We start from the raw sequence: 22,928 nt of genomic DNA, 5'->3' as shown, positions 1-22,928 counted from the left end.
TCGACAGAATAGGAAAAATATTGGTTTGAATTTTATCTTCTTCTCAGTAGAAGTATTACAGCTATAGCCGCTACAATGACTATTGATACAACTATGAGCGCTAGGGATAGTAAGCTTGTTTCATTTTCTGGTATTGTAGTTAACGATATAGTAGTCGTAGTGGTTGCGGTGGTTGTTGTTACTGGAGAAGTAGTGGTGGTAGATGAGGGAGTAGTTGGCGACGTAGTAGTTGTAGTTGGAGGCGCAGTGCTAGTCGTTGTAGTTATTGATGATGTTGTTTGTTTTTCTCCTAGTTGGTAGATGAATAGTGCTAGATTGCCGGTTTGGTTACGGATGTTGTCTATTGTTTGTGTGAAGATGTAGAGATAGTTTTCTCCAACTACTGTTTTTATTGAGGTGATGTTTTGTAATGCATATGTTTGGAGAATTGTTAAGTTATTTGCGTATCTATATACTGCTATTCCCTCGCTTGTTACACACATTATGTGGATCGTGTTGTTGAATATGAACGGCTGGGCATCGATAGCTGTCTCCGGTAAGGTGATTGTTAAGCTATATGTGTCATTGTATATCATTAGCGTCTTGTTAACAAATAGTATGTAGTTTAGGTTGTTCTCTCTCAAAAACCCTACTGATCTAGCTTCACTCAGCTCTCTCATAGATGTAAGCGTGAACTCGAGAATTGTTCCATTAATGGCTGTTACATATACTTCATCGCCATATATGGAGTCGATAGACAGTAGTCCGGGATAAGGTTTACTATACAGTAGTTGACCGTCTAAACTATATTTCCATAGCTCGGTGGTAGTGTAGTTGAAGCTGGGGGAGTATATCATGTAGATATACTTACCATCCGAGATATAGGAGAAAACCACACCATCCACCGTTATATTGACTGGTTTATACCATTTACCGCTGGAATCATCCCATATACACATTTGCAACAGTATCTCTAGATTCTGTAGATCATTCGAAACATGAGCACCTGTGGGAACCATTGCATATAGCATAGCTAATGAACCATTATATAGCTCAAAGAGATAGGGTGATGAAACGCCTAAAGCATTAAGCTCCGGGTTCGGGAGGTCGGTTAGATTCCTATCTACTAGCTTATAACCCTTTATCCAACTTGATCCATTGGGTAGTGTATATGTATAGTATATGTAGAGGGCATTACCGTGGTATGTAGCGGAATAATCCCCACCTATACTAAAGTTTTCAACAATATAGCCGGACCACGAACCATTAACCCAGTCAATCAATTCACCTATATCCTTCAACCTACTTGTTATCTCTAGCAACGACTCTATATCATATCCTGTTAAATTCCCCCATGAATAGATTTGTCCAGGACCCAATAATGTGAGTGTGCCTTGATATTTTCCAGAAACATAGTACATTACTATAAAAGCATCAACTTCACCAACAATCCCCCCACCCCTCATTAATTCATTAGATGGCTGAGGAAACACACCAGCCCCGAGAATACCGGCTACTCCTACATATAATCCAAGACGAGAACCAACTTCAAACTTACCACCGACTTGACCGCTGATAATGATCGGCCCATTTATATCTCCATGTACATCTGCGACTTTTACTGGCAGTAGGTTGAATAAATACTCGGATTCATTATTTGTCGGTGTAAAGATCATTGTTAGATTGCCGGAGATACTGGGTGAAATAGTTACAGTTACCCCCACACTCCCAATTGGCGTTTCGATACCCCATGGAGTTGGGAGGGTTTTTGAACCGGATATTGATAAACCGGTAATGAGCTTTAGGAAATCTAGGTCTATTGAACTATTATCCCAGTCAATAACCCAGGAGCCAGATACACTAGCATAGCCCTTGGCGTTAATCTTAACAGATACTATTTCTGCTTCATACTCTTTGGATAGAGTGCCGGAGATACTCATACTGCCATTAGATGATAATATAAAGCATGCTTCAAGCTCTATGGTTCCGAAATCCCATGATCCACCAATATAATTACTCTGTATATTTATTTCGAAGGGTTTCCACTTAATATTAGCATCTATAACGAATTCGTAGTGTTTATCCCAATAACCCTGGCCACCTAATACATTGAAGTCCTTAGAATACTTGATACTGAGCGCTTCAGTATCAACATTACCTAGATCAATAATGCTTCTAATAAAAGGCGGTGGATCTATCACATAAAACCTATACTCACCAGTAATAATTGAGCCATTAGAGAGTGATGCATTTACTGTTAAGATATGAGTCCCCCGCTCCAGAACCCCTGTATTAAATATGGACTCCCACATACTGAGACTCTCATTATATGAAAAACTTAACACGTAATGCCCATCTATAATCCCAGAAACACTTAACACGCCACTACCATTTATTTCAACGAAGAAATTATTGTTCAGATCAAATCCTCTGTAGAATAAAGAACCGTACTCTGAATAAATACCAATATATATAGTAGAGTTACTTACAATATGAGTTACATTTACTGGGTTCACCAACGGGTAACGATCATACTGATAACTACGGTATCCTTCATCGTATATTGGGTATGGTGTGTCGCATATTCCATCGCTGCCGGTTTTGTTTTGGTATGAGCCACTATATTGATCGTTGCAAGCATGGTCGCTCCAGTAATTGCCACCTGTAGGATAGCCGAGATCCCAGGTATTATTAGATTTATAGGAGTGAACCTGAATATGATTATCAATAAAATTATTACCAACAATAACATTATTATTACTTGAATATTTGAGCTCAATGCCTTCATAACTGTTTGTTATATTATTGTATTTGATAACATTATTCGATGAACTAATGACAGTAATGCCATAAATAATGTTGCTTTTTATATTATTGTATTCAATAACATTATTATTACTTGAACCATAGAGAGAAATGCCTTCATAGTTGCTTTTTATATTATTGTATTCAATAACATTATTATTACTTGAATACTCGAGAAAAACGCCTTCATAACTGTTTGTTATATTATTGTATTTTATTACGCTATTGCTTGTGTTCCATAGCTCTATGCCTACAGTAGTATTTGATAGGTCAAAGTTAGTAACGGTTATATTATAGCAGTTTACAAGTATTACCTGGCCGGCGTTAGAAACGACGAGATCAGACCTATTCTCAAGATATATGAGTGGCCTACCATTAACAGTATTATTTAAGACAATATTATTATAGGAATCAAGAATTCTTAACCCATCACCAATAAAATTATTACTAACAATAACATTATTCGATGAACTAATGACAGTAATGCCTTCATAGTTGCTTTTTATATTATTGTATTCAATAACATTATTGCTTGAACCATAGAGAAAAATACCATAATCGTTGTTTGTTATATTATTGTATTCAATAACATTATTATTACTTGAATACTCGAGAGAAATGCCATAATGGTTGTTTGTTATATTATTGTATTTTATTACGCTATTGCTTGAACCATAGAGAGAAATGCCATAATTAATGTTGTTTGCTATATAGTTGTCTGTTATTTTTCCATTTGTTGCGTTTTCTAAGTGTATTCCATTCAATCTTGCTCCGTATATTTTGCAGTTTCTTATTATGAAGTGTGCTGTTGTATCCTTAATATATATTCCATTTTCGTAACCTGTCGCATTTATCTCCCAGCCCTCGATAATGTATGGATCATCGGCCGTGCCAGAACCGCTGACAACACCGTTTTCCCATGTGAAATCCGTATTGCCGATAATAGTAATTGGATTGTGCGGTATTAAATTGCTGGTCCCACTGAGCGATGTAACAGCTAAATATAAAGTCGTAGATGGTGCTTGCTCCAAAGCTATTGAATATGTGGTGTTCCCTCCTGCTGGTGCTCTACTCGTCTCCGTGTTTATAGTAGCTGCAAGTAGTGTTATAGTGTTCATTAACAATATCATTGTTACCGCTAACAATGACAATTTTATTAGTACTCTATGCATAGAGCACCCATGATAACCTGTTGCCGGGATTCTATATATGTTTTTTCGGCAACTCTATTCCTGATTGTTTCCAGCGTTTCTGCTTTAGTTTTATATTTCTCCTTGCTATATCTTTTTTTCAGAATTGTACTTTGGTTCGCACCTTTCGCATGAGTAGGCTTTTCGCTTTACTTATTGCCTTGCTTACTGCTATCTCTATCGTTGCATATGGTTTCTATTCCTTTAGAGTTTTTGGTAAAAGCAGCATTACTGCTTCAACACATACGGTTGCAACTGAAAGCCTCGCTTTTTAAGACGGAGATGAAAGCTTATGAATTTCTCTGAGTATATCTATATAAAAGCACAGAATTGAGTGAGCATGCCGAGCGATGAGGGATTCCTAACCCTCTCGGTAAGGATGAGGGTTAGCCACCAACCCGAAGCAGTTGAATTGCTAAAGAAGTATAGGAATGCCCTCAATTATGCTATTAGGTGAGTTGTCGAGAGCTCTGTGAAGAGTGAGAAAGGGTATAAAGCAGATAGAAAATCTCTGACCTTATTGGCTACAGCGCAGATGACATATGAAACCCGAATAGATGCGGGGGGAACAGGTGACCTTCTGAAGTGCAAGGGTTCCCTTTAGAGTGGGAAGGAGGTCAGCCTTCGAGCATAACAGCTGAGTTCATTGGAGGTTCGTTTTCCCGGATGAATAAATTCACTGGTAAGTCAAGTTCACTTTCCGATTCATCGAATTCAAGTACTGCCTGAATGATTTCCTCTTTCGCAGGTAGCTTTCCGCATGAGAGGAGGCGACCATTCACATATAGACATGGAAGCGACTCAAACGAGTAGGTTGGTTCAATGTATGTGTTTATTATGTTGACATAGGTGCTCTCGATTTCAACATTGATGAGAAACTTCGTCATTAGCTCTTTTTTTATTTCCAGAACTTCTCTGAGGGCTTCAGAGCTCATTTCGCTCCAGTCCAGAACAGCGAATATCTTCGGGGTGTAGATCTCATCGTCATTTAAGGCATTACCTCTTATGCGAGCTCCCAGAACCTCCAATTTTTACGGTCACCTTTTAATCCAGGCGGACTGTCTGAATGTAACATTAGGAGATGTGAGGTTAAAAGGAAAAGGACTGCTTCATTCTACATTCAAGAGATAATGTTGCTAGCTTTTGATAGAAGTTCTAAAAATCTTCTAGGGAAGAGCGTCTCAGCCTCTCGGCAATATCGATGACTTCTCGAGAAATTCTATTGAATTTTCTGCCTGTGCATGAGAGCAGAGGCAAATATCTTGCAGTACTTCAGGATATTCGTTTACTGACAACTTATGCTTAATTGACAGAATCTTGGCCGATTTGAAGACTTTTGAATTCCTTTAAAACAGACAAGGACCACAATATACCGCCTTGAAGTGAGCACCTTGACCTAGCTAGGGAAAGCTGTGAAGCAGTTGATGCCATGACATACTTAGAGAAGACTATGATAAGCAATGTATCAATATTCGAGTTACTTTACATCTCACTAGACCTGCTAAGGCTAGCTCTATATGCCTAAATTGCCCATACTATAAGCCAAGGAGCCTTGAGTCACTTAAAAACCTAGTTAAGCAGTTCCAGAGATCGAACCCGCATGAGCCTGGTGCTAAGAAAATTTAGCTTGTGGTAGCCTAGCCTGAGCCCAGGCCTAGTTAAACAGATTGATGAGGGCTCAAAAGAGTATTTGCCTACAATATAAGGAAGCATTGATACCAGTGAATAACTTGGTCCTCTCGGCTGATGTCTCCATTTATGGCTAACTCATGCACTTGCATAAGTGAGACTTATAGGCCCTCACATGACATACCTTATCTGGTGGTGCCATGTCCGTCAAGATCACTGTTAGGATTCCCAGGGAGCTTAAGGAAAGGATGAATAGCTTAGCGGTGTCAACTGGAGCTATGTCGTCCGGAGAGCCCTAGAGGAGAAAGTTCATGAAGAGGAGGTTAAATGGGCTCTGAGAGTTATGGATGAAGTCTTCCGTAAAGCAAAGCCCGGGAAGCTCCTAGCGAGGTAATCAGAGACTTCAGGGATCGTAGATGAAGCCCGGTCTCTTCTTTAATGCGAGCGCTGTTGCTAAATGGTTTGTCGAGGAGGATGAGTCCACATGTTGAGGATTCCCTAAAGATGGGTATCCCTGACACTAATCCCTGGAGTTCGAATCTCGGCATCTGCCCAGTCTCATTCCTCGTCTTATCCGCCTTCCTCTGTTTAAAAGCATTCTGATAGCTACAACTATTAGAGGGGCCGTAGAATCCTAAACCTGTGAAATAAAAATGAAAAATAATCTGGGTTTAATGCGTCTGTTATACGGGTAGTATGTAGACTCTGAAGCGGTATATACCTTGTGGATAATAGACCCTTCCTACAATCTCCAACTTACTAATTACATCACCGTATACCCATGACAAGGTATTATCGTAGGCTCCAACTAGTAGGAGAAGCCATGGCGAAAGTTTCACTTTGGCAAATGTATAGCCTGTGAGGATAGCCATAAGCTCTGCGTTCGTCGCTAAGACCTTCTCTTCTGCTACAAGGTTCTGATCATATGGGAACAGCACTATCCCATTTAGCGATTTATAGACATCCCAACTATCAGCTATTTGGGCGGCCTGAAGGAGCGCAACAACTAAGTTGTAAGCATTTTCTACCGTTGGATCATGATACCCTGACTTACCTGTTGATAGAACTGGCAGGCCAATTAAAACAGGTATTCTGCTGCCACTTATTATCTTAACAATCGAGTCCACTGACTTACTTATGTACTCTGCTCCCGATGAAGAGCCTGTATCATACATCATGATATTCACTGCATCAGCATAATTGCTGTACATTTCGAGAGAGGCAATATCATTGGCTATTGAGGGGCTAACAGCATACATTATGAGGAATCTCTTAATAGAGTAATTATTTGCAAGCAGTTCGTTCCTTACTTGATAAATCAAAGCTATATCATTGTAGTCCATCGTGCTCTTTGGGTATGGCTCTATATCGAATAGAACACCATCAAAACCCATATCCATCAGCATTTTTAGCGTACTTTCGATAGCACTTCTATCGATTTTTATATCTCCCCCACTTACATAAAGGTTCAAGTTGAGCCATGCTATCACATAGATAGTTGTACTAGGTTCATTTTCCCTGATGTTGTTTAACCAGTTAAAGAAGCTAGCCACGTTTTCTTTACTTATTGAAGTATCTATATTCCCGTAAACGTCTATGCTACCAATGTTTACTATTAAGAACCAACTTCTTTGACTACTATATGGATCTATTGATGCAAGTGTATTAACAGCACTCAAGAGTATGTTGATATCATTAAATGTTCGCGGGGGCAGGTAGATCCCGTAACACGGATTTAGACTAGGTCCCGCATAGTTTAACCAGGTGCTGTGATAGATGACATTATACATGATGCGTTTATCTAGAACATTACCGTTGAAATAGACCGTTACTCCTACCGAGTAGAGCCCTGGCGAAGCATTACCTGGCATTTGTATTGCAAAGCTGTAGTCATAGATCTGAGTCCCCTGATTAATTGTAATGGAGTAGTTGTTTTTGTACACATAAGTAGTATCATCGAATACTGATACCTCTACTGTTAGGTTAACACTACTAGAAGCATAGACGACCAACGATACATTTACAGAAGAGCTGTTGGTTGAAGCCAGCGCCCCCGTCATGGGGTTTGTTACTGCTAGATCAATGATTGAGGCATTTAGCGCGTAGACGTCGACTATCTTACTCCACACATACTGATCGGTCAGAACATCCTTGTTGTTTATGTAGGTGTAGACCAAGACGTAGATGTAGTAGCTCCCACTGCTGCTCAACGTCACGGGAATACTGAAAGTATACGTTGAACCGCTGGAGATGGACGCATACGAAGTGTTGTAGTCGAAGTCCCATGGAGAGGCTTCATCTCTGTCAATAATGACGCGGAGCTTAACACTATTAGAAGCAGCAGCATTATTCCTAACAGCTATATTCACCGTGAAAGACTGGCCAGGCACCACACTACTCGCAGTAGATGAGAGCGAAGTAATGAATGGATTGACCCTGTAGAAGTCCACAGCCATATTACTATTCAGATTGATGCTCATCGAGCCCCAGAACTCCGAGTAGCCGAAGCCTACGCTAGGTCTATTATACACCTCAGCATTGTACAATCCGCCAGTCAAATTGCTGAAGCTTACAGAGACGTAACCCGACCCGCCAACATAGCTCACACTCCTCTCAGTAACATAGACGTAGTTAGAGTCGTAGAGAGCAACACCAATAGTTCCACCAGATGCAGGCAGAGAATAGCCCTGAGCATTGTGAACATTGACAGTGAGACTATAAGTTGTTAGCGCATAAGTTGAAATTACATTCATTCCAATAACCAATATGATCGCTGAGGCAATTATTAGTGTTATTAAAGCAAATTTCTCAAGGTTGTTAATTATTTTGAGGGTCAATAATCTCACCCCTTCTATAATTATCTTTATTATGGATTATTTTTAAATTTTTATTCTCAAAATCTTTCAGTTTGAAAATCGAGCAACATCTTCTTATTGAAAACTTAAAAATTTGTAGAACTTTTCCTAATATAGTTTTAGTAATGATGATACAATACTATTTATCTATACAAAGGTGTTTTAGAGCGGATTGAGAAACAGAAGATCTTCTCATATTTCTCGAAGAAATCATGAAAATGAACTACCCAGTATATCAGCAGCCGTATTTGAAATAATTGTGCGATGTCAGTTATTTTAGGGATTCTCTGGTACATGGTAAGAAGCGTGATGAGCTGTGGGTAAGGGAGGTGACTGAGGCTACTGGGTGGGATGTGGATGATATAATCGAAGAATTTAGGAGCTTAGATGCTGATCCATCGGAGCGCGTTGAACATTATAGGTCGATCTTCGAGAACTATTATAGGGAGGCCTTAGCACATAGAGAGGAGGGGATACAAGGCAAGCTGAGGAGATGATGTGGGGAGCCGTAACAGCCCTAGTGAAGCTCTACGCAACCGCTAAAGGCGTATTCATCTTCCACTGGGGTTTCGGAAAGCTCTACAACTTTGTTGAGAGCAATGCAGAGACGAGGATCCGGGATGTTCTCGCGGACAAGATTCACATGGTATAGTCTACATAAGGCCTTCCATCTTTGTCTGATATATGAGTTTGGCCTGATCTTTCTTTGCTTTGAAGATGAAAATTTATCAGTTTGTCTTGCTAGAAGATATCAGGCTTTTTAATCTTTTATACTCTTCTAGGAAGATTTTTCCTTTCTCGGTTATGTAGACTTTGCTATTTATAGTGACGTGACCTTCTCTTTCCAGCTGTTTCAGATATTTCACCATGATCTTGTAATCTAGAAGGGCCCTGTTTGCTAGATGAGTCATCTTGATTCCTTCGTCAGGGATGGATGACAGAATGTCAGAGATGATTTCCAGGTAGTTTCTCTTCTGTCTAACGGGAATAAGGGCGCTTTCTTCAAAATTAACTTTTTTCTCATCCATACTAATCACACCACATTCAACCCAAACTGTAAAGCTCTTACTTCGAAAAGCTATTTTGTATCCTAGACATATAAAATCTGCTAAACTTACCGGTTTTTTTCACAATATGTAAAAATTTTATATTTATCTGTTTATAATAGCACCTTTTCGTCTTTATTGTTCTAGAGAGCGCGTGCAGTCCGGGGTGCTTTCCGTCCTTAACGATTAGATGATAAAAAAGCGAAATTTCAGACCAAACATTATTGAAGGATTAAACAGAGCCAAATTCCATGAGAGATGGAAATTTCTCGGCTTCTTCCCTCGTTATCTTTATACCACCGCTGTCAGTTTTCGTAGCCGAAGCAATGGGAACGAACCTCCATCCCTGCTTCCGGTCGAAGTAGACTGCTATATATCCCGCAGCATTCGTGCCAGCCCTCTTCACCCACTCTTCCACTTTTTGTACTTGGTACTGATCAATGTAGACCACGTCTGTGCTCTTCCGCGATTTAACTTCAATAACAAATATCTTGTTGTCCCTCACCGCTATGATGTCTGGCTGATATGTAGCTCTTGCCTTCGCTCCGCTAGCAGGAGCTCTGATAGTCGCGAAACCGAGCTCCCAGAGCTTCCTGACAAGATCCCTCTCTTTCTGGAAGCCCCTAATTCTGTTTTTCTTCTGATAACTGCTCATTTTTTCCCACTTATGCTCTTTTAATATATATCTATTAAACATTAGATTGTTCTTGCTCCCTTTTGAGCATTTCTTCGACAATGTCATAACCATAAATGGCCTTGAGCTGTTCTCTGCCTTCCTTAGTTATCATGCTGGCGGACCAGGGAGTAGACAGATCGAGCTCTACTTTCACGCTCTTGGCTTCGGGAACCCGCTTGGCAATCTCATCTTCAACGGCTGAAGCTATTTCGGTTATAAGAGGGCAGAACGGCGTCGTTAGGCCGAGCCTTACGTAAACTTCACCATCTTCGCTCACTTTCAGCTCATAAACCAACCCCAAATCGTAAACATTTATTGGTATTTCCGGATCATACACCTGACGGAGCGCTTCAATTACTTTTTTCTTCAGTTCCTCCGAATTCATGGCAAAACTCCTTCGCTATATTCAATGGAAAAAGTAATATGCTTTATATCTATATTCGTTATCTTCCAAAAATCAGCTTGAAAGCTCTTGGAGAAGCTGAGAGAGCTTCTCCCTTGCACTCTTGATCTTCTCTTCCAGCTTCCTTATTTTCTCTTCGGACTGCGCCAGCTGCTCCTTCACCTTATTCAGCTCTTCTTGTTGAGCAACGCTGATTGTTACTGGAAGCTCTAGAATGCCTCCTTTTGCTTTTATTGTTTCGTAAGTTTCTCTGACGAGCTTTCCTGCTTCAGTTTTCCCCTGCAGATGGTTCCTGATTGTCGATTCGCTTCTCCCAAGCTCCTCAGCTATTTTTTCCACAGTGTAGTTACCGTTTCCTTCTAGATGTTCATTCCAATCATTATATGTTTTCATGTTCGCATCTAGGGAGTTCCACCTTGCCCACAGGGATTTTACATTCCCCCTGGGTTCATGGGCGGCCGTCGAGCCCAACGGCACTGGGCTCCCATCTAGAGTTAGTCCGCCCAGGCTTAGAGCATTGCTCCCATCGCGTGAGCGGATCCTACATTGAAATAATTAAACATGTCAATACTTATAAATCTTTCTTCCAACCATCAAACACGCTACAGCCCCTCTCTCTTGCTAAAGCCCCAGCTGCTACTATCAGAGAATCCAGCCAAGTCAGCCTATCTTCTGAACTCCTTATCTTCTCTAGAACGTCTTCTCTGAAAAGGGTTATCTGCAGTTTCTATCATAAAGGTTTTTTAAGGTCTTTGTAGGTTATTTTATTCTGGAGATTAATTGATGGAACGCTATTACAGTACTCGTGAGGTTTGTGAGATATTGGGGATCGCTAACCGTACTATTCGCAGGTGGATTAATGAAGGCAGAATTAGAGCTGTTAATGTTAATGGTAGGTGGAGGATACCTGAAAGCGAGGTAAAGCGTGTTCTCGGCCAACCAGTTGAGGAAGCACCTGTCCCTAAGATAAACCGTGTAGTAATCTATGTGCGTGTCAGCGGGGCAAACCAGAGGAAGGAGTTGGAGAACCAGGTAGAGGCACTAAAGAGTTTTGTGGAACGAAATAACTGGAAGCTAATAGGTGTGGTAAGAGATGTCGCTAGCGGTCTCAAAGAGGATAGGAAGGGATTATGGAAGCTCGTGGAAATGGCTAAGAAACATGAATTCGACGTACTGCTAGTAGCATACAAGGACAGGCTGACTAGGTTCGGATTCATTTACCTTGAAGAACTGTTCAAAGCCTATGGAGTCAGAGTTATTGTAGCATTCCAAGAAGAGCCGAGAGACTTCTACCAAGAGCTTGTGGAAGACATGATAGAAATTGTGACTTCCTTCGCATCCAGAATCTACGGCAAGGGAAGCCATAAGTATAGGAATGTGGTGGAAGCGGTTGAGCGAGCAGTTAAAGACCCTTAAAAGAACAGCACTGATTACATCGCCACCTCTCACGAAGAACAAGATTGACAGTCTCAGCTATATTTATCGAGTATATGGAGAAATACTGATTGAAGCAGTAGATTATATGTGGAGAAACAATGTAACTTCGTGGATGAAGGCCAAGAAGAAGCTTTACAATATGTTTAGAACTAAATACCCGGGTATCCCATCTCACTACATTCATGAAGCCATACGAGACGCATCTCAGAGGATTAAGAGCTTCGAGAGGCTTGAGGAAAAGGGATTAGCTAAGACAGAAAAGCCTGTCGTTAAGAAGTGGAGCGTTGGCTGCGACAATCAGTTGTGGAAGCTTACGCTTAGTGATGCGGAGATTGCTACGCATAAAGGATGGATTAATGTTCCACTACAGTTCCATAAGTTGTTCTGGAAATACTATAATAGGGGCTGGAGGATGGCGAGTAATGCTAGGTGGAAGCTTGTTGGAAACAGGCTCCTCCTCTATGTGGCCTTTGAAAAGGGTGCAGAGTTATTGAATAATGCTTCGGGAAGGCTTTACGGCATTGATGTTAACGAGAACAATGTGACGATATATAGCTACCCAGACAATAAGGCAGTAACCATTGTGACAAACTTCTCTAGAGTTGTCCTTGGGTACGCATATAGAAGAGCCGCGGTACAGGAGAGTTGGGGTGAAAAATATGGTGCTACCTATAACAGGAGGCTCAGAGCTTCCCTGAGGAAACTTAGGGAAAGACATGTTAAAACTGACTTAAAGCGGAAACTAGTTAAAACTGTTGTAGAGACCGTTAAAGATGGCGTAGTCGTTCTCGAGGACTTACCTGAGAATTTCCAAGATAAGGTCATCGAGAAGAACGGTGTTAAGGGTTTAGATGCACACAGGTTGAAGCAGTCCAGCATGCGTGGAGTGCAGAAGCTGATAATCGAGAAGCTGTCGGAATGCGGCATTTCATACATCCTTGTCGACCCAGCCTACACTTCCTCGACATGCCCGATATGCGGCTCCAAACTCGCTCCTATGACGGGCAATGCCCAGAGGAACGGTTGGAAGCCGAGAATATTGAAGTGCCCGAACTGCGGATTCACACATGATAGAGATGTCATTGGAGCAATAAACATAGCTGGGAAATACCTCCTAGATGTGAGCCGCATGCCGTTGGGCTCGAAGGGTGCCCATGACCTCCATGTGGAGTGGTCTGTGACCACCGTGAAGCATGGAGAAGAGGCACAACCTGCTCTAGTGAGAACTGCAATGACCTAGAGCGGGAAACGGCTAGTTCCAGCTTTCTTATGTCTTCTTTTCCTAAAGGTTTGAGAGGAACGCTTTCGCTCAAAACCTACCACCTCTTTTTCAGAGCCTTCTAACGTCTTCATTTCCAAAGCAAAAAACCTTAAAATAACGTTCTTGTTATTTTTATTGAAAACATTACTTATAAATTTTCCCATTTTTTAATAGAGAAAATGCTACCAGAAAAAGCTCAGCTCTTCGCTCCATCCCTACGCATAGAGGTCAGCATGATGTAGAGCGATAGAAATGGTGCGAGAATGAGGAAGGAGGCTCCCAATATAAAGAGAACCAGCCCTGCATCCTCTCTAACTCCTATGATGTAGGACAAAAAAATCAATGAAAAGCCTATAGCGAAAAATGGAACTTGATAGACGAAGAACCTCCTATATAGGGCTCTGCTCTGTTTCCTGCTCAACTGCTCCACCAATTCTTCCTATTGTTTCGACTAATTCTTTCCTGATAGCCGAAAGCTTGAAATCTAGGTCCGAAATGTCTCTGGATGATACAAGCACTTGGATGATGATGATGGGCTCTCTCTCGCTTCCCCTTGGATGGGACTTTATGTATGCATAGGGAAACTGCTTAGCAATCCTGTTCAAGTAGGGCGCGAGAGAAGATTCCATTACGCCCTTCACTACTAACGTCTCTTCCTTAGTGAAGATTCCGCTCCATCTTCTAAGAACAGGCTCCACCTCTTTTTCGAAGATAGCTTCCATCTCTTTGGGTACGCCAGGAAGCGAAATTATGTAGGTCCTCCTCGTCCTCAGGATCATTCCTGGAGCAGCACCTACAGGGTTAGGAAGAGGCTCCGCTCCTTCTGGCATTCTAGCCATCTTAATTCTGTCCTCGGTCAGCTCTTTTTCCAGCTTTTCGTAATATTTTCTGACCATCACGAGGGCTTTTTCGTTCAAAACTAATGGGATGGAAAGGGCTTTCGATATCATGGAGAGAGTCGAATCGTCGTAAGTCGGTCCGAGGCCGCCCGTAGTGACTATTATCCCGATCCCCTTATCGATGCCTCTGATGAGCTCTTCAGCGAATTCAGCATACTCATCCGGGACCACAATTATCTTCTTGACAGAGTATCCGATGAAAGTGAGCTTCCTCGCCAGCCAGGCTGAATTCGTGTTCTGCGTGAAGCCCGTAAGCAACTCGGTTCCCAGATTTATAATCCAGACTTCAAGGGATCCAGGCGGCTCCATAGCAGATCTCCACAGGATTTAAGCTCTTAGCAAGAGGAGGTCCTTGAAGCCTTCAGCTTCCTTCAGCGTGTATCCATATTTCCTGACGGTGAAGCTCCTCCGCAGCTCGGCAACATCCTTCGAGACTTTTTCTGGATCCTCTCTTTCTATGACCACTCTCTTCATCAGGTTGGCTATCTCAATCATTTCGCTTTTTCCAATGCCGTATCTCGTCATCTCCTGGACTCCTAGCCTGATGCCGCTCGGATTCTGAACCGCTTCAGGAGGATCGTTCGGCAGCAAATTCTTGTTCGTTATTATGTTCGCCTTTTCCAGCGCTTCAGCGCATTTTGCTCCTCCTCCCTGCTTTGAAACATCGATCACGACTTGATGGCTCTGAGTATAGCCCAGGTGCTCGCCTAAAACTCTGAAGCCTTCTTGAGCGAGGGCTTCAGCTAGGGCTTTAGCGTTGCTGACTACCGAAGAAGCATAGGCTTCTCCGAACTCCATCATTTCGAGTTGGGTGACCAGAGTCGCTGGTATTCTGTGAAGGTGGTGGTTGCTCAGGAAGTACGGGAAAATGGTTTTGGAGACGGCTTTGTACAAAGGCTCATCGCTGAAGGCTATGATCCCCCCCTGAGGACCTGGGTAGGTTTTGTGCGTGCTTGCAGTCATGGCATCAGCTCCTTCCTTGAGCGGGTTCCTCCACTTGCCTCCCACTATCAGTCCAAAGACGTGTGCTGCGTCATAGACTACTTTTATCCCCTTTTCCTTTGATGCTGAGGCTATCTCTTTAACAGGATGGGGGAATAGATACATGCTTCCTCCCAGAACAACAAACTTGAAGTTGTCCTCCCTTATCATCTTGACAGCCTTATCCACGTCAACGTTCATATTTTCTTCATCGTATGGCATGTAGACCTGGGTCATTCCTAAAGCCCCAAGCGTGCCAAACTTTGTGTGGCTCACGTGACTCCCTGCCTGAACTGGGGCAATGAGAGCTCTATCTCCTGGCTCTCCCAAGACTTTGAACGCAGAAGCATTGGCTATTGTTCCGCTTATAGGCCTGGTTTCAATATAGGGGGTCCCAAGAGATTTCCCTAGTAGCTCAGACAGCATGATTTCCAGTTCGTCGATGTACTTCGTTCCCTGATAGTATCTTTTCTTGGGCTTGCCTTCCGCGTATCTGCTCATGAAATCGCTGAGATAAACTGCCTCAGCCAGCTCGCTCATAACGTTTTCGCTAGCGATGAGATTTATCGATTGTTTCCTTCTCCATTGATTCTGGAGAGAGACCAACGAGAGAACTTCTTTCAATATTTCTTTTGGACTGGACAAGTTTCTTCACCAGCTCAACGTTCAATGTTATAGTCTTCCAGGAATAATAATATTGCTACTCTAATACATCATCACTGCAATGATTTAAAAGGTTGAAAATGAGACTAGATAGCTTTAAAATTTGGAAGGTGAAATAAAAAAATAGGTCTTGTAAAACTCTTAATCTCTACTACCAATTCCATGTCGAATCTTCCGATTGGCACGGGTGAAAAATGATGGGAGAGCTTCATTCTAAGAACGAAATTATAGAGATGATACTGTCAGGAGGTCTTCTTGAGGACTTTCTGAACTTCCTGAAAGCGAGAAACATAAATATCGATGAGAAAAAGCTGTACGACCTAGACGAAAGCATTCTCATGGAATACGCCGAGAATAAAAGGCTCCTGAAGGCTGGGGATGATCCACTCCCTGAACAGGGATCCGATTACGAAAGGCTCGAGCCAAGCTCTGCTAGGCCAAGAACTCCTCCTAAGAAAGGCTGAAGCTTTCCGCATAATGAAGTTTTTTAACTTATCAGTTGATCCCTTCTTATAGCATGCTTTCCGTATCTGGAGAAGGGTGTCTATGGATAGGCTTGTCGTTTTAGTGACAGGCATGCCGGGTTCTGGGAAGTCAATTGTAGCTGAATACCTGAAAAAGAAAGGATTCCAAGTTTTCAGCTTAGGAGATGTTGTAAGAGAAATGGTGGAGCAGAGGGGGCTCGAGAAGACCCAGTCAAATCTTTTGAAGATCGCTGAAGAGATCAGGAGGGTGCGCGGGAAGGCTGGTGTAGCGGAACTGCTTTTGGAAAAGATGGATAATGTGGAATTTCCCGTGGTCATAGATGGGATTAGAAGTCTGGAAGAAATAAGAGTCTTTGCGAGATTTTCCAAGTGCATTCATGTCGTGTCAATATACTCGCCCCCATGGCTGAGATTCCAGAGAATAAAGGAGAGGGGGAGGCCTGGGGATCCCAGTGATTTCAAAGAATTCTTGGAGAGAGATCTGAAAGAGTTGGGCTTTGGCCTGGGCGACGTTATAGCTTTATCTGATACGCTGATAATTAACGAAGGGACTAGAGAGGAGCTGGAGCGATTGATTGAGAAAAACCTGGAGAGGATAAAAAGTTGCACGAAAGAGTCCGCCTGGAAATACCTGTGAGGCCAACTGAAAACGAGCAGCTTCTGCTCAGAATGATAGATTTTGTGATGATCCCAGCTGAAGTAAAAATCGAAGGGGAGTGGCTCGGCAAGAAAATAGTGGCCTCTTCACCGTGCTTGTCTTCTCTCCTGAAGCTGAGAGATCTCCTCAGGAGGGAGAGAATCTTAGATTCCGCCCGAAAATTTTTGCTCCGCGGAAAATATGAAGACACGCTCACTTTCATGCTGCACAAGCAGGCGCTTTCTGTTGGAAGGGCTTCGTTTGTCAGTAGAGAAGATGAATCTCCGCTCGGTCCAGTAATCTTCACTGTAAGGCATCCCAGGATAGAGCTGGTTATCGAATGGCTGGCTCCGCAAACGAGAGAAGGTAAGCCGATTAGGGAAATTGGAATCCCAGAGCCAGACTGTGAAGAACGGTAAGCTAGCTGCTTTTGTTTTTTTGGGGAGTATACGGTTAAATTGGGAAATGCGAACTCGAATGGCTGTTGAAATTGGAGCCGGGGGCGGGATTTGAACCCGCGATGGAACGGGTTTCAACTGATAGGCTTTACCAAGTTCATCTGCAGCCCGCCGCCTTAGACCGCTCGGCCACCCCGGCTCTCTCTGAATAGAACTTTGTACTCCGCACCTTATAAAAAGTGATTATCCTTTCTTCATTCCAAGCTTCTTCTTCTTAGGCCTCAGATCTTTGCTTCCACACCTTCTGCACTTGGTTGCACCTATCGGATTTAAAGCACCGCATTTTCTGCAAACTAATTTATCCAGCACCCTTTTGCTCATAATGCTTACTAGCACCGGATCCTTAACTGGCACGGCACATCCTCTCCGTGATTTTCAACTATGGAGTATCGGCCGGATAGGTTTATTTAATTTTCTTCACTAACAGTATCCTTCATAACAAGCATCGAAACAATAGTTAATGTAATATATCGTTTCGATGGAAGAATGTATTGAGGGTTATCGATGATGAGGGTTGGTATTTCTGACCGGGTGATGTATGACACCAATTCTGAGATAGATTCTCCAATTTTAGTCAAACGTTGGTGGCAAATATGAATGAACTTAAAAGCATCATAGGTATAAGGGTCTCCAAGATCTCAGATCTTGCTAAACTGGCAATTTCGAGTGCTACCCCCATGTCTCCTCCGAGAACTCTCTTCCGCTTCAAAGGAAAGAACAAGGCGCTCATTGCATTGGTTCTTTCATTCCCAAATTACTATGAATACAGGGGGCTTCCGCTTACCTTCTACTATGAGTGCAGAGAGGATGATAGCAACTGCAGAAATTCCTCATATATTTCTTACAGGGTGGTGGAGAGCGGAGAGCAAGTTCAGTTTTCAGAGAAAAACCTTCCGGGCTGGATAATGATACCAATAATTGACATTGAGGGAGTAAAGTTCCTGGAAGGGTTGCTGACTGATGAAGGATGAGGAGAGGCTCAAGCCGATCGATTTTATATCCGCTGAAGTCAGATCTCTGAGCAAGCTGCTCAAGCTTATGGGGCTTGGCAAGCGAGAAGTAGACGTCTACCTATATCTGCTGTCTAAGGGGCCATCTACAGCGAAAGATATAGCAAGAGACCTCAACCTCCCCTACTCAAAGTCATATGAAGCTCTTACTAAGCTGACCAGGTTGGGGTGGGTCATAAAGTCGGAGGAAAGGCCCTACAGATTTTATCCAATGAACATCAGAGAAGTATGGAATGAAATGAAGAAAAATATTGAAAGCAAAATGCTGGAAGTTGAGGAAAAGCTTATTCCTATCGTTGAAAAAGTAGCAACAAATTCATCGCCATTATTCAGAATACTACTGATCGATGAGGATGAGGTGCAAAAATTCCTCTCGAGAATGCTGCAAGGCAGGGGGAGAGAGATCTCTCTCGCGATCGCGCATAGAGAGCTCCTGAACGAAGAGATAGTTGAAACTCTGTCCGCCTTTTGGGAAGGCAGGGCCAGAGTCATTTTAACGAAAGAATTGGCAGAAGATGCGCATAAAATTATGTCGAAGAAGAACATCAAGTTCAGAGTGATCAAAGAGATGTTTGGAAGCGGTGCAATTGGACATGGAATTCTTCTGATATACAAAAATGAGGACAGATTGAACGGATTGTGGTCGGATCACGCCTACTTCGTCGATCTCGGAAAAGTATATTTTGAATACCTCTGGAGCCAGGCGAATGAGGTTCAAGCTTAGTTCTGGTCCGCGGAGAGACTCATGCCCCCTGTTCCGCTTCTCCACTGCCAGAAGATCGGGGGAGGTATGTGACAGCAAACCTCTCCTTAATGGCAAAGTCCTCTAGGGCCTTGACTAACACTTGAGACCTGTTCTTGTACTTGCCTGATGCAACCAGTTCATCTATCATCGACAGGATTTCGTCAGATAGCTTCAGAGTCACCGTCCTCTTCAATTTTCTTCCCTCATAACTTTATTTATTTCCTGTCTACTTATTTAAAAGGTGAGACCATATATGGAGAATCAACTCATCGGGTGAAGCGCTTGGGTTCGAAAGAAGCTACAGTCAGCATCATGGACTTGGAATCAATGGCTCTTGGAAATCAACTGGTAAAAGCAAAGCTGGAAGACTGTCCAGGAGGGAAGAAAGCAATCGTTGCTTATGGAAGAAGCGGAGAAGTGTACCGAACAAAGTGCCTCGATGAGAAAAAAGCAAAGAATTCTTACATAACAATAGTCAACTATATTAAGTGGAGCGGAATAGTACTGACAGAAGCTAACCCGACAGGGATCGAGAACTGGTAGTGGAGGAAGCAGATTTTGTCTGAGCGTGAAGCACAGAGAGAAGAGGCTTCTTCAAGTAAGCCTTCTATCGATATTTCCGGCATTTTGCTGAAGAGGCTATATGAGGAGAAGCTGAATGACTACAAACAGAGAATCGAGGAGCTTAAAGATCCAAAAGTGATTTATGTGACCGACCTGGTCTACTGCCCCCTCAAGAGGGAGTTCAGGAAGGAGTTCACAGAGTTGGTCTTTCAATTCGAGCCATATTTGCTGATGGGCGAAATAGTGCACAAGGGAGTGGAAGAGCTGCTTGCGGATATAGGGTATGAAATCGAGAAGGAAATAAGCTTAACGCTCAACATTGACGGTGAAGAGCTCATTATAAAAGGCAGAATCGATGCTTACTCTCCGCAGAACATAGTCGAAATAAAGAGCGCTAGGTCTGCTGCCAACATCCCCCAGGAGCACCACCTTATGCAGCTGAAGCTCTACATGGCTATAACAGGAGTGCACAGCGGAACTCTGATATATGTAACTCCAGACAGGTTCGCCGAATACAACGTGTCTTCCAAAGGTATCGAGATTGCCGAAGTGGTCAAAAGATTTCTGCGGATGGAGAAAATCCCCCAATGGGGCTGGGAATGCAAGCACTGCCCCTTCGCTGGCTTCTGCCCCTATAAGCTCACCTCATCCCTCCTTGAAAGATGACCCTCTTCATAGGTTAATTGCCAGCAATCAGGAAGCACTTTAAAAGCATATCATTTCTGAACCTCTTCTAGCATGGAGATCAGCAATTCTTTGAATCTGTCTATGCTGAAAAACGAAAGGCTCAGAGCGTGGAAGTTTGGGTATGTTTTTTCGGCCTCTGTAAGCGCTCTAATAGAATCGGGGTGAGCAATGACGATGTAGGGTATTTTTAAGGCAGCAAGCAGCCCGGCTTTGAAGAGCGCGGGCAAGGGGTCCTTTCCAACAACATCCACCACAGCTACCTTTTCCCCCATTGCAAACAATGCCAGAAACTCGATCTCGCTCAGCTTAAACTTCTCTCTAAGAATCCTCCTCGCTTCTTCCCCGCTCACTACAGAGATCCTGGCGTCTGAAGTCAGAGCTTCCCTAAGAGCTTCAACCAACAGCTCACCTTCAAATAAAGCATTCTCTCCCTTTTCTGTTATTGCATATCCCATGAGAACTTTCATTTTAGCTTCGATCGCTTCGAAATAGTATCTAGGCTTGTGCAGTGTTGTGTTGTAGTTGAGGCAAATGAACCTGAAGGTCGGAGTTCTGAAAATTCTCCCGCACGACTCACAGAAGAAGCTTCTTCCAAGTACCTTAAGATCCCTCTCGATGACAAATGTCTTGCAATTTGGACAGAAGAGCTTGCTTCCAGCAATGAAGGATTTCTTCGGAGCTGTGTATCCGCAGACCGTATGCTGAACAATTTCCTGCGGCTCTATTTTAGTTGAACCGCAGTAGGGGCACTGGAGCTCAACTCTTACTTTTGGAGACCCGCAGACTGGACAGACGACTATTCTCTCAAATTCCTTCTCCTCTATCAATCCCTCGCGGATGAGAAAGCCGAGGATGCTTTCTTTAGCTCCCTCTACCTCTATTGTAGCACTGCGAAGCGCCTTTATGCTTCGAAAAAGACCATCGCTAGTATTGAAATCACTGCTTGATAGTTCAATGCTCCCAAAATCATAGGATATTCTTTCTATAACCGGCGGCACGAGCAAAGGGGTCTTGTATTTCGAACTGAAAAGGTACAGCAAAAACTCGAATACCGCAGACGCCAAACCTGGTTCTTTCTTTATCGCTTCAACCCAATTAGCGTTGGACAGATGCTTACCCCTCCCCTTCCAATTCTTTATCTGATTTATATATAGATTTTTTGAAGCACATTTTTGAATTGATAATTTCGTCAGCTTTTTTTCGTGTGGGGATCTTGCTGTGCTGAACCTTCAACTACAGGGATTCAATGTACTTCAAACCTGAGCCGGTCAGAGGAATGAGGATCTTGCTTCCAAGCATCCCCTTTTCCTTCAGGTATTCATATGCTGCCCAAACCGAAGCGCTAGAAGGCTCTACTATGAAGCCCATTGAATAGAGAGCTTTTAGCCCAAGCCTTATATCATCATCGTTAATAATTATCCCTCCTCCCTTTGCTTTATTGATAGCTTCAATGATTTCCTCAAGACGTGCGGGGCTCTTCACAACTAAGGCATCAGCTAGGTCAGAAGGACCAGTCGCGTCCCTGACAATATTAACTTTTCCTCTGAGATAGCCTGTCTTGGTGGGCTGCACAGCCCAAAGCCTCGGCATTCCCCCATTTTTCTCGTTGTTTCTGGAGAATCCTTGGTAGATGCCCAAGAGCAGCGTCCCTGAAGCTAGCGGAACTATCACGTCAGTGAACCCTCCTCCTGCTTCACTGAGGACTTCGTCAACGATGAATGACATTCCCAGGTTGAATACGGGGTTGACCATGTGACCAATATAGCATGCATCGGGATTTTCAGCAGCAAGAGAAAGGGCCTTTTCATACGCTTCTTCTCTCGTTTCCGTTATATTGAGAGATGCTCCAAGCATAGAAAGGAGCTTCGCCTTTGACTTAGCAATTGTCTTCGGTGCAAAAATCACCGCCTTCTTGCCCAAACTAGCTGCATAGACCGCTGTTGATACTCCCGTGTTCCCCGAAGAGTCTTCTACGAAATACGTGCATTTTTTCCATTTTTCGAAATACAGAGCCGTGAACCCTGTTCCCCTATCTTTGAAGCTGCCCGAAGGATTCAGGTATTCAAGCTTGAAAAAAAGCTCTCTGTCTCCTTTCTTGATCCTCGCAAGAGGAGTGTTTCCTTCTCCCAAGATAGACCTTCTTCTGAACCTTCCCGAAACCGCAACGCTCAGCGGTGACCTGCAGTTCGGACATCTCCAGTCTTTTGTAGGATTTTCTGAAGAGTATCCGCACTTAGGGCAGACGAAAGTAAACTTCATACTCATTCTGCTCCAAACTGTCTAAGTATAACTGGAGCCAAATGCTCTGGTTTAGTATACCACTTGTCGTACTTATAGCTCTGCCCTTTGTAGCTCATTTCAATGTAGTCTCCTTTATCTGTCAGCACCATGACGATCTCGCTGTCCTTCACCAGTCGCAACATTCCGGTTTTCGGAAGGATCTTTATGCCCTTCTCGCTGAGCTTTTGTGAAATTTTTTCTTTCAAATCTTCCAAATAGTCTCCCATGTTACTGCACC

General features: G+C 43.0%; 26 protein-coding genes, 1 tRNA gene and 1 pseudogene. 12 read left to right on the top strand and 16 right to left on the bottom strand.

Annotated features, from left to right (window positions below; genetic code table 11):
- Positions 1–32: 32 nt before the first annotated feature.
- Both ACLGLO_RS05575 and ACLGLO_RS05570 read right to left on the bottom strand, forming a co-directional pair.
- Positions 33–3,935: a right-handed parallel beta-helix repeat-containing protein gene (locus ACLGLO_RS05575; protein WP_492127929.1), complete on the bottom strand. Its 3,903-nt coding sequence runs from the start codon at positions 3,933–3,935 to the stop codon at positions 33–35.
- Positions 3,936–4,591: 656 nt separating this feature from the next.
- A complete protein-coding gene (locus ACLGLO_RS05570; protein ID WP_492127928.1) occupies positions 4,592–5,002 on the bottom strand; it encodes a hypothetical protein in 411 nt (136 codons plus the stop codon).
- Positions 5,003–5,874: 872 nt separating this feature from the next.
- Between ACLGLO_RS05570 and ACLGLO_RS05565 the strand changes: the two are divergent.
- Positions 5,875–5,997 (top strand): annotated as a pseudogene (locus ACLGLO_RS05565) (hypothetical protein); the annotation flags it as partial.
- 289 nt (positions 5,998–6,286) lie between these two features.
- Here the strand turns inward: ACLGLO_RS05565 and ACLGLO_RS05560 are convergent.
- Positions 6,287–8,440: a glycosyl hydrolase family 18 protein gene (locus tag ACLGLO_RS05560; protein WP_492127927.1), complete on the bottom strand. Its 2,154-nt coding sequence runs from the start codon at positions 8,438–8,440 to the stop codon at positions 6,287–6,289.
- A gap of 275 nt (positions 8,441–8,715) precedes the next feature.
- Between ACLGLO_RS05560 and ACLGLO_RS05555 the strand changes: the two genes are divergently transcribed.
- Both ACLGLO_RS05555 and ACLGLO_RS05550 read left to right on the top strand, forming a co-directional pair.
- Positions 8,716–8,955, top strand: coding sequence for a hypothetical protein (locus ACLGLO_RS05555; protein WP_492127926.1), 240 nt, complete (start codon positions 8,716–8,718; stop codon positions 8,953–8,955).
- Positions 8,952–9,110, top strand: coding sequence for a hypothetical protein (locus tag ACLGLO_RS05550; protein ID WP_492127925.1), 159 nt, complete (start codon positions 8,952–8,954; stop codon positions 9,108–9,110). Before ACLGLO_RS05555 ends, ACLGLO_RS05550 begins: the two co-directional genes overlap by 4 nt.
- 76 nt (positions 9,111–9,186) lie before the next feature.
- Here ACLGLO_RS05550 and ACLGLO_RS05545 read toward each other — a convergent pair whose 3' ends face one another.
- The 4 genes from ACLGLO_RS05545 to ACLGLO_RS05530 all read right to left on the bottom strand — a co-directional run bounded on the left by ACLGLO_RS05545 (position 9,187) and on the right by ACLGLO_RS05530 (position 11,060).
- Positions 9,187–9,486 carry a winged helix-turn-helix domain-containing protein gene (locus tag ACLGLO_RS05545; RefSeq protein ID WP_492127924.1) on the bottom strand — a complete coding sequence of 100 codons (300 nt, stop codon included), beginning with the start codon at positions 9,484–9,486 and terminating at the stop codon, positions 9,187–9,189.
- 250 nt (positions 9,487–9,736) lie between these two features.
- Complete coding sequence (hjc, locus tag ACLGLO_RS05540) at positions 9,737–10,159, bottom strand: Holliday junction resolvase Hjc (protein WP_492127923.1); 423 nt, start codon at positions 10,157–10,159, stop codon at positions 9,737–9,739.
- A 34-nt stretch (positions 10,160–10,193) separates the two neighbouring features.
- Complete coding sequence (locus ACLGLO_RS05535) at positions 10,194–10,565, bottom strand: metal-sulfur cluster assembly factor (RefSeq protein ID WP_492127922.1); 372 nt, start codon at positions 10,563–10,565, stop codon at positions 10,194–10,196.
- 72 nt (positions 10,566–10,637) lie between these two features.
- On the bottom strand, positions 10,638–11,060 hold the full coding sequence (locus ACLGLO_RS05530; RefSeq protein ID WP_492127921.1) for a hypothetical protein: 423 nt from the start codon (positions 11,058–11,060) through the stop codon (positions 10,638–10,640).
- 306 nt (positions 11,061–11,366) lie between these two features.
- Here ACLGLO_RS05530 and ACLGLO_RS05525 point away from each other — a divergent pair, with 306 nt between their 5' ends.
- Both ACLGLO_RS05525 and ACLGLO_RS05520 read left to right on the top strand, forming a co-directional pair.
- Entirely contained in the window at positions 11,367–11,999 is a 633-nt protein-coding gene (locus ACLGLO_RS05525) for an IS607 family transposase (RefSeq protein ID WP_492127920.1), read from the top strand.
- Complete coding sequence (locus tag ACLGLO_RS05520) at positions 11,974–13,260, top strand: RNA-guided endonuclease InsQ/TnpB family protein (protein WP_492127919.1); 1,287 nt, start codon at positions 11,974–11,976, stop codon at positions 13,258–13,260. The genes ACLGLO_RS05525 and ACLGLO_RS05520 overlap by 26 nt, the downstream gene beginning before the upstream one ends.
- Before the next feature lie 217 nt (positions 13,261–13,477).
- Here the strand turns inward: ACLGLO_RS05520 and ACLGLO_RS05515 are convergent, their stop codons facing one another.
- Genes ACLGLO_RS05515 through glyA form a run of 3 tightly spaced genes read right to left on the bottom strand, consistent with a single transcriptional unit; the run spans position 13,478 to position 15,806 of the window.
- Positions 13,478–13,702: a hypothetical protein gene (locus ACLGLO_RS05515; RefSeq protein ID WP_492127918.1), complete on the bottom strand. Its 225-nt coding sequence runs from the start codon at positions 13,700–13,702 to the stop codon at positions 13,478–13,480.
- Positions 13,671–14,489: a nicotinamide mononucleotide deamidase-related protein gene (locus ACLGLO_RS05510; protein WP_492127917.1), complete on the bottom strand. Its 819-nt coding sequence runs from the start codon at positions 14,487–14,489 to the stop codon at positions 13,671–13,673. The genes ACLGLO_RS05515 and ACLGLO_RS05510 overlap by 32 nt, the downstream gene beginning before the upstream one ends.
- A gap of 18 nt (positions 14,490–14,507) precedes the next feature.
- Complete coding sequence (gene glyA / locus ACLGLO_RS05505; protein WP_492127916.1) at positions 14,508–15,806, bottom strand: serine hydroxymethyltransferase; 1,299 nt, start codon at positions 15,804–15,806, stop codon at positions 14,508–14,510.
- Positions 15,807–16,021: 215 nt separating this feature from the next.
- On the opposite strand from glyA, the gene ACLGLO_RS05500 reads away from it, so the two are divergent.
- From ACLGLO_RS05500 to ACLGLO_RS05490, 3 genes are all read left to right on the top strand, one after another.
- Complete coding sequence (locus ACLGLO_RS05500; protein ID WP_492127915.1) at positions 16,022–16,288, top strand: hypothetical protein; 267 nt, start codon at positions 16,022–16,024, stop codon at positions 16,286–16,288.
- Between the two features lie 82 nt (positions 16,289–16,370).
- Positions 16,371–16,946: an AAA family ATPase gene (locus tag ACLGLO_RS05495; RefSeq protein ID WP_492127914.1), complete on the top strand. Its 576-nt coding sequence runs from the start codon at positions 16,371–16,373 to the stop codon at positions 16,944–16,946.
- The gene (locus tag ACLGLO_RS05490) at positions 16,913–17,365 is read left to right on the top strand and encodes an RNA-binding domain-containing protein (RefSeq protein ID WP_492127913.1); all 453 of its coding nucleotides are present in this window, start codon (positions 16,913–16,915) and stop codon (positions 17,363–17,365) included. Before ACLGLO_RS05495 ends, ACLGLO_RS05490 begins: the two co-directional genes overlap by 34 nt.
- 72 nt (positions 17,366–17,437) lie before the next feature.
- On the opposite strand, the gene ACLGLO_RS05485 is transcribed toward ACLGLO_RS05490, so the two are convergent.
- Positions 17,438–17,543 (bottom strand) — tRNA-Cys (locus tag ACLGLO_RS05485).
- Between the two features lie 44 nt (positions 17,544–17,587).
- Complete coding sequence (locus ACLGLO_RS05480) at positions 17,588–17,758, bottom strand: 50S ribosomal protein L40e (protein ID WP_492127912.1); 171 nt, start codon at positions 17,756–17,758, stop codon at positions 17,588–17,590.
- Positions 17,759–17,997: 239 nt separating this feature from the next.
- Here ACLGLO_RS05480 and ACLGLO_RS05475 point away from each other — a divergent pair, with 239 nt between their 5' ends.
- Together ACLGLO_RS05475 and ACLGLO_RS05470 are read left to right on the top strand one after the other, a co-directional pair.
- Positions 17,998–18,375: a hypothetical protein gene (locus ACLGLO_RS05475; RefSeq protein WP_492127911.1), complete on the top strand. Its 378-nt coding sequence runs from the start codon at positions 17,998–18,000 to the stop codon at positions 18,373–18,375.
- Positions 18,365–19,138 (top strand): TrmB family transcriptional regulator, encoded by a 774-nt coding sequence (locus ACLGLO_RS05470; protein WP_492127910.1) that lies wholly within the window; start codon positions 18,365–18,367, stop codon positions 19,136–19,138. The genes ACLGLO_RS05475 and ACLGLO_RS05470 overlap by 11 nt, the downstream gene beginning before the upstream one ends.
- 19 nt (positions 19,139–19,157) lie before the next feature.
- Here the strand turns inward: ACLGLO_RS05470 and ACLGLO_RS05465 are convergent, their stop codons facing one another.
- Positions 19,158–19,352 (bottom strand): ribbon-helix-helix domain-containing protein, encoded by a 195-nt coding sequence (locus tag ACLGLO_RS05465; protein ID WP_492127909.1) that lies wholly within the window; start codon positions 19,350–19,352, stop codon positions 19,158–19,160.
- Between the two features lie 89 nt (positions 19,353–19,441).
- On the opposite strand from ACLGLO_RS05465, the gene ACLGLO_RS05460 reads away from it, so the two are divergent.
- The gene (locus ACLGLO_RS05460) at positions 19,442–19,702 is read left to right on the top strand and encodes a hypothetical protein (RefSeq protein ID WP_492127908.1); all 261 of its coding nucleotides are present in this window, start codon (positions 19,442–19,444) and stop codon (positions 19,700–19,702) included.
- Between the two features lie 15 nt (positions 19,703–19,717).
- Positions 19,718–20,389 (top strand): CRISPR-associated protein Cas4, encoded by a 672-nt coding sequence (locus tag ACLGLO_RS05455; RefSeq protein WP_492127907.1) that lies wholly within the window; start codon positions 19,718–19,720, stop codon positions 20,387–20,389.
- 50 nt (positions 20,390–20,439) lie between these two features.
- On the opposite strand, the gene ACLGLO_RS05450 is transcribed toward ACLGLO_RS05455, so the two are convergent.
- The 3 genes from ACLGLO_RS05450 to ACLGLO_RS05440 form a co-directional block, all read right to left on the bottom strand.
- Positions 20,440–21,450 (bottom strand): TackOD1 domain-containing metal-binding protein, encoded by a 1,011-nt coding sequence (locus ACLGLO_RS05450; RefSeq protein WP_492127906.1) that lies wholly within the window; start codon positions 21,448–21,450, stop codon positions 20,440–20,442.
- 193 nt (positions 21,451–21,643) lie between these two features.
- Positions 21,644–22,669 (bottom strand): pyridoxal-phosphate dependent enzyme, encoded by a 1,026-nt coding sequence (locus ACLGLO_RS05445; RefSeq protein ID WP_492127905.1) that lies wholly within the window; start codon positions 22,667–22,669, stop codon positions 21,644–21,646.
- A gap of 2 nt (positions 22,670–22,671) precedes the next feature.
- Positions 22,672–22,917, bottom strand: coding sequence for a hypothetical protein (locus tag ACLGLO_RS05440; protein ID WP_492127904.1), 246 nt, complete (start codon positions 22,915–22,917; stop codon positions 22,672–22,674).
- Positions 22,918–22,928: the final 11 nt, after the last annotated feature.

The sequence above is a fragment of the Fervidicoccus sp. SLHALR4 genome, assembly GCF_058692745.1.
This window is presented reverse-complemented; position numbering and strand designations above follow the sequence as displayed.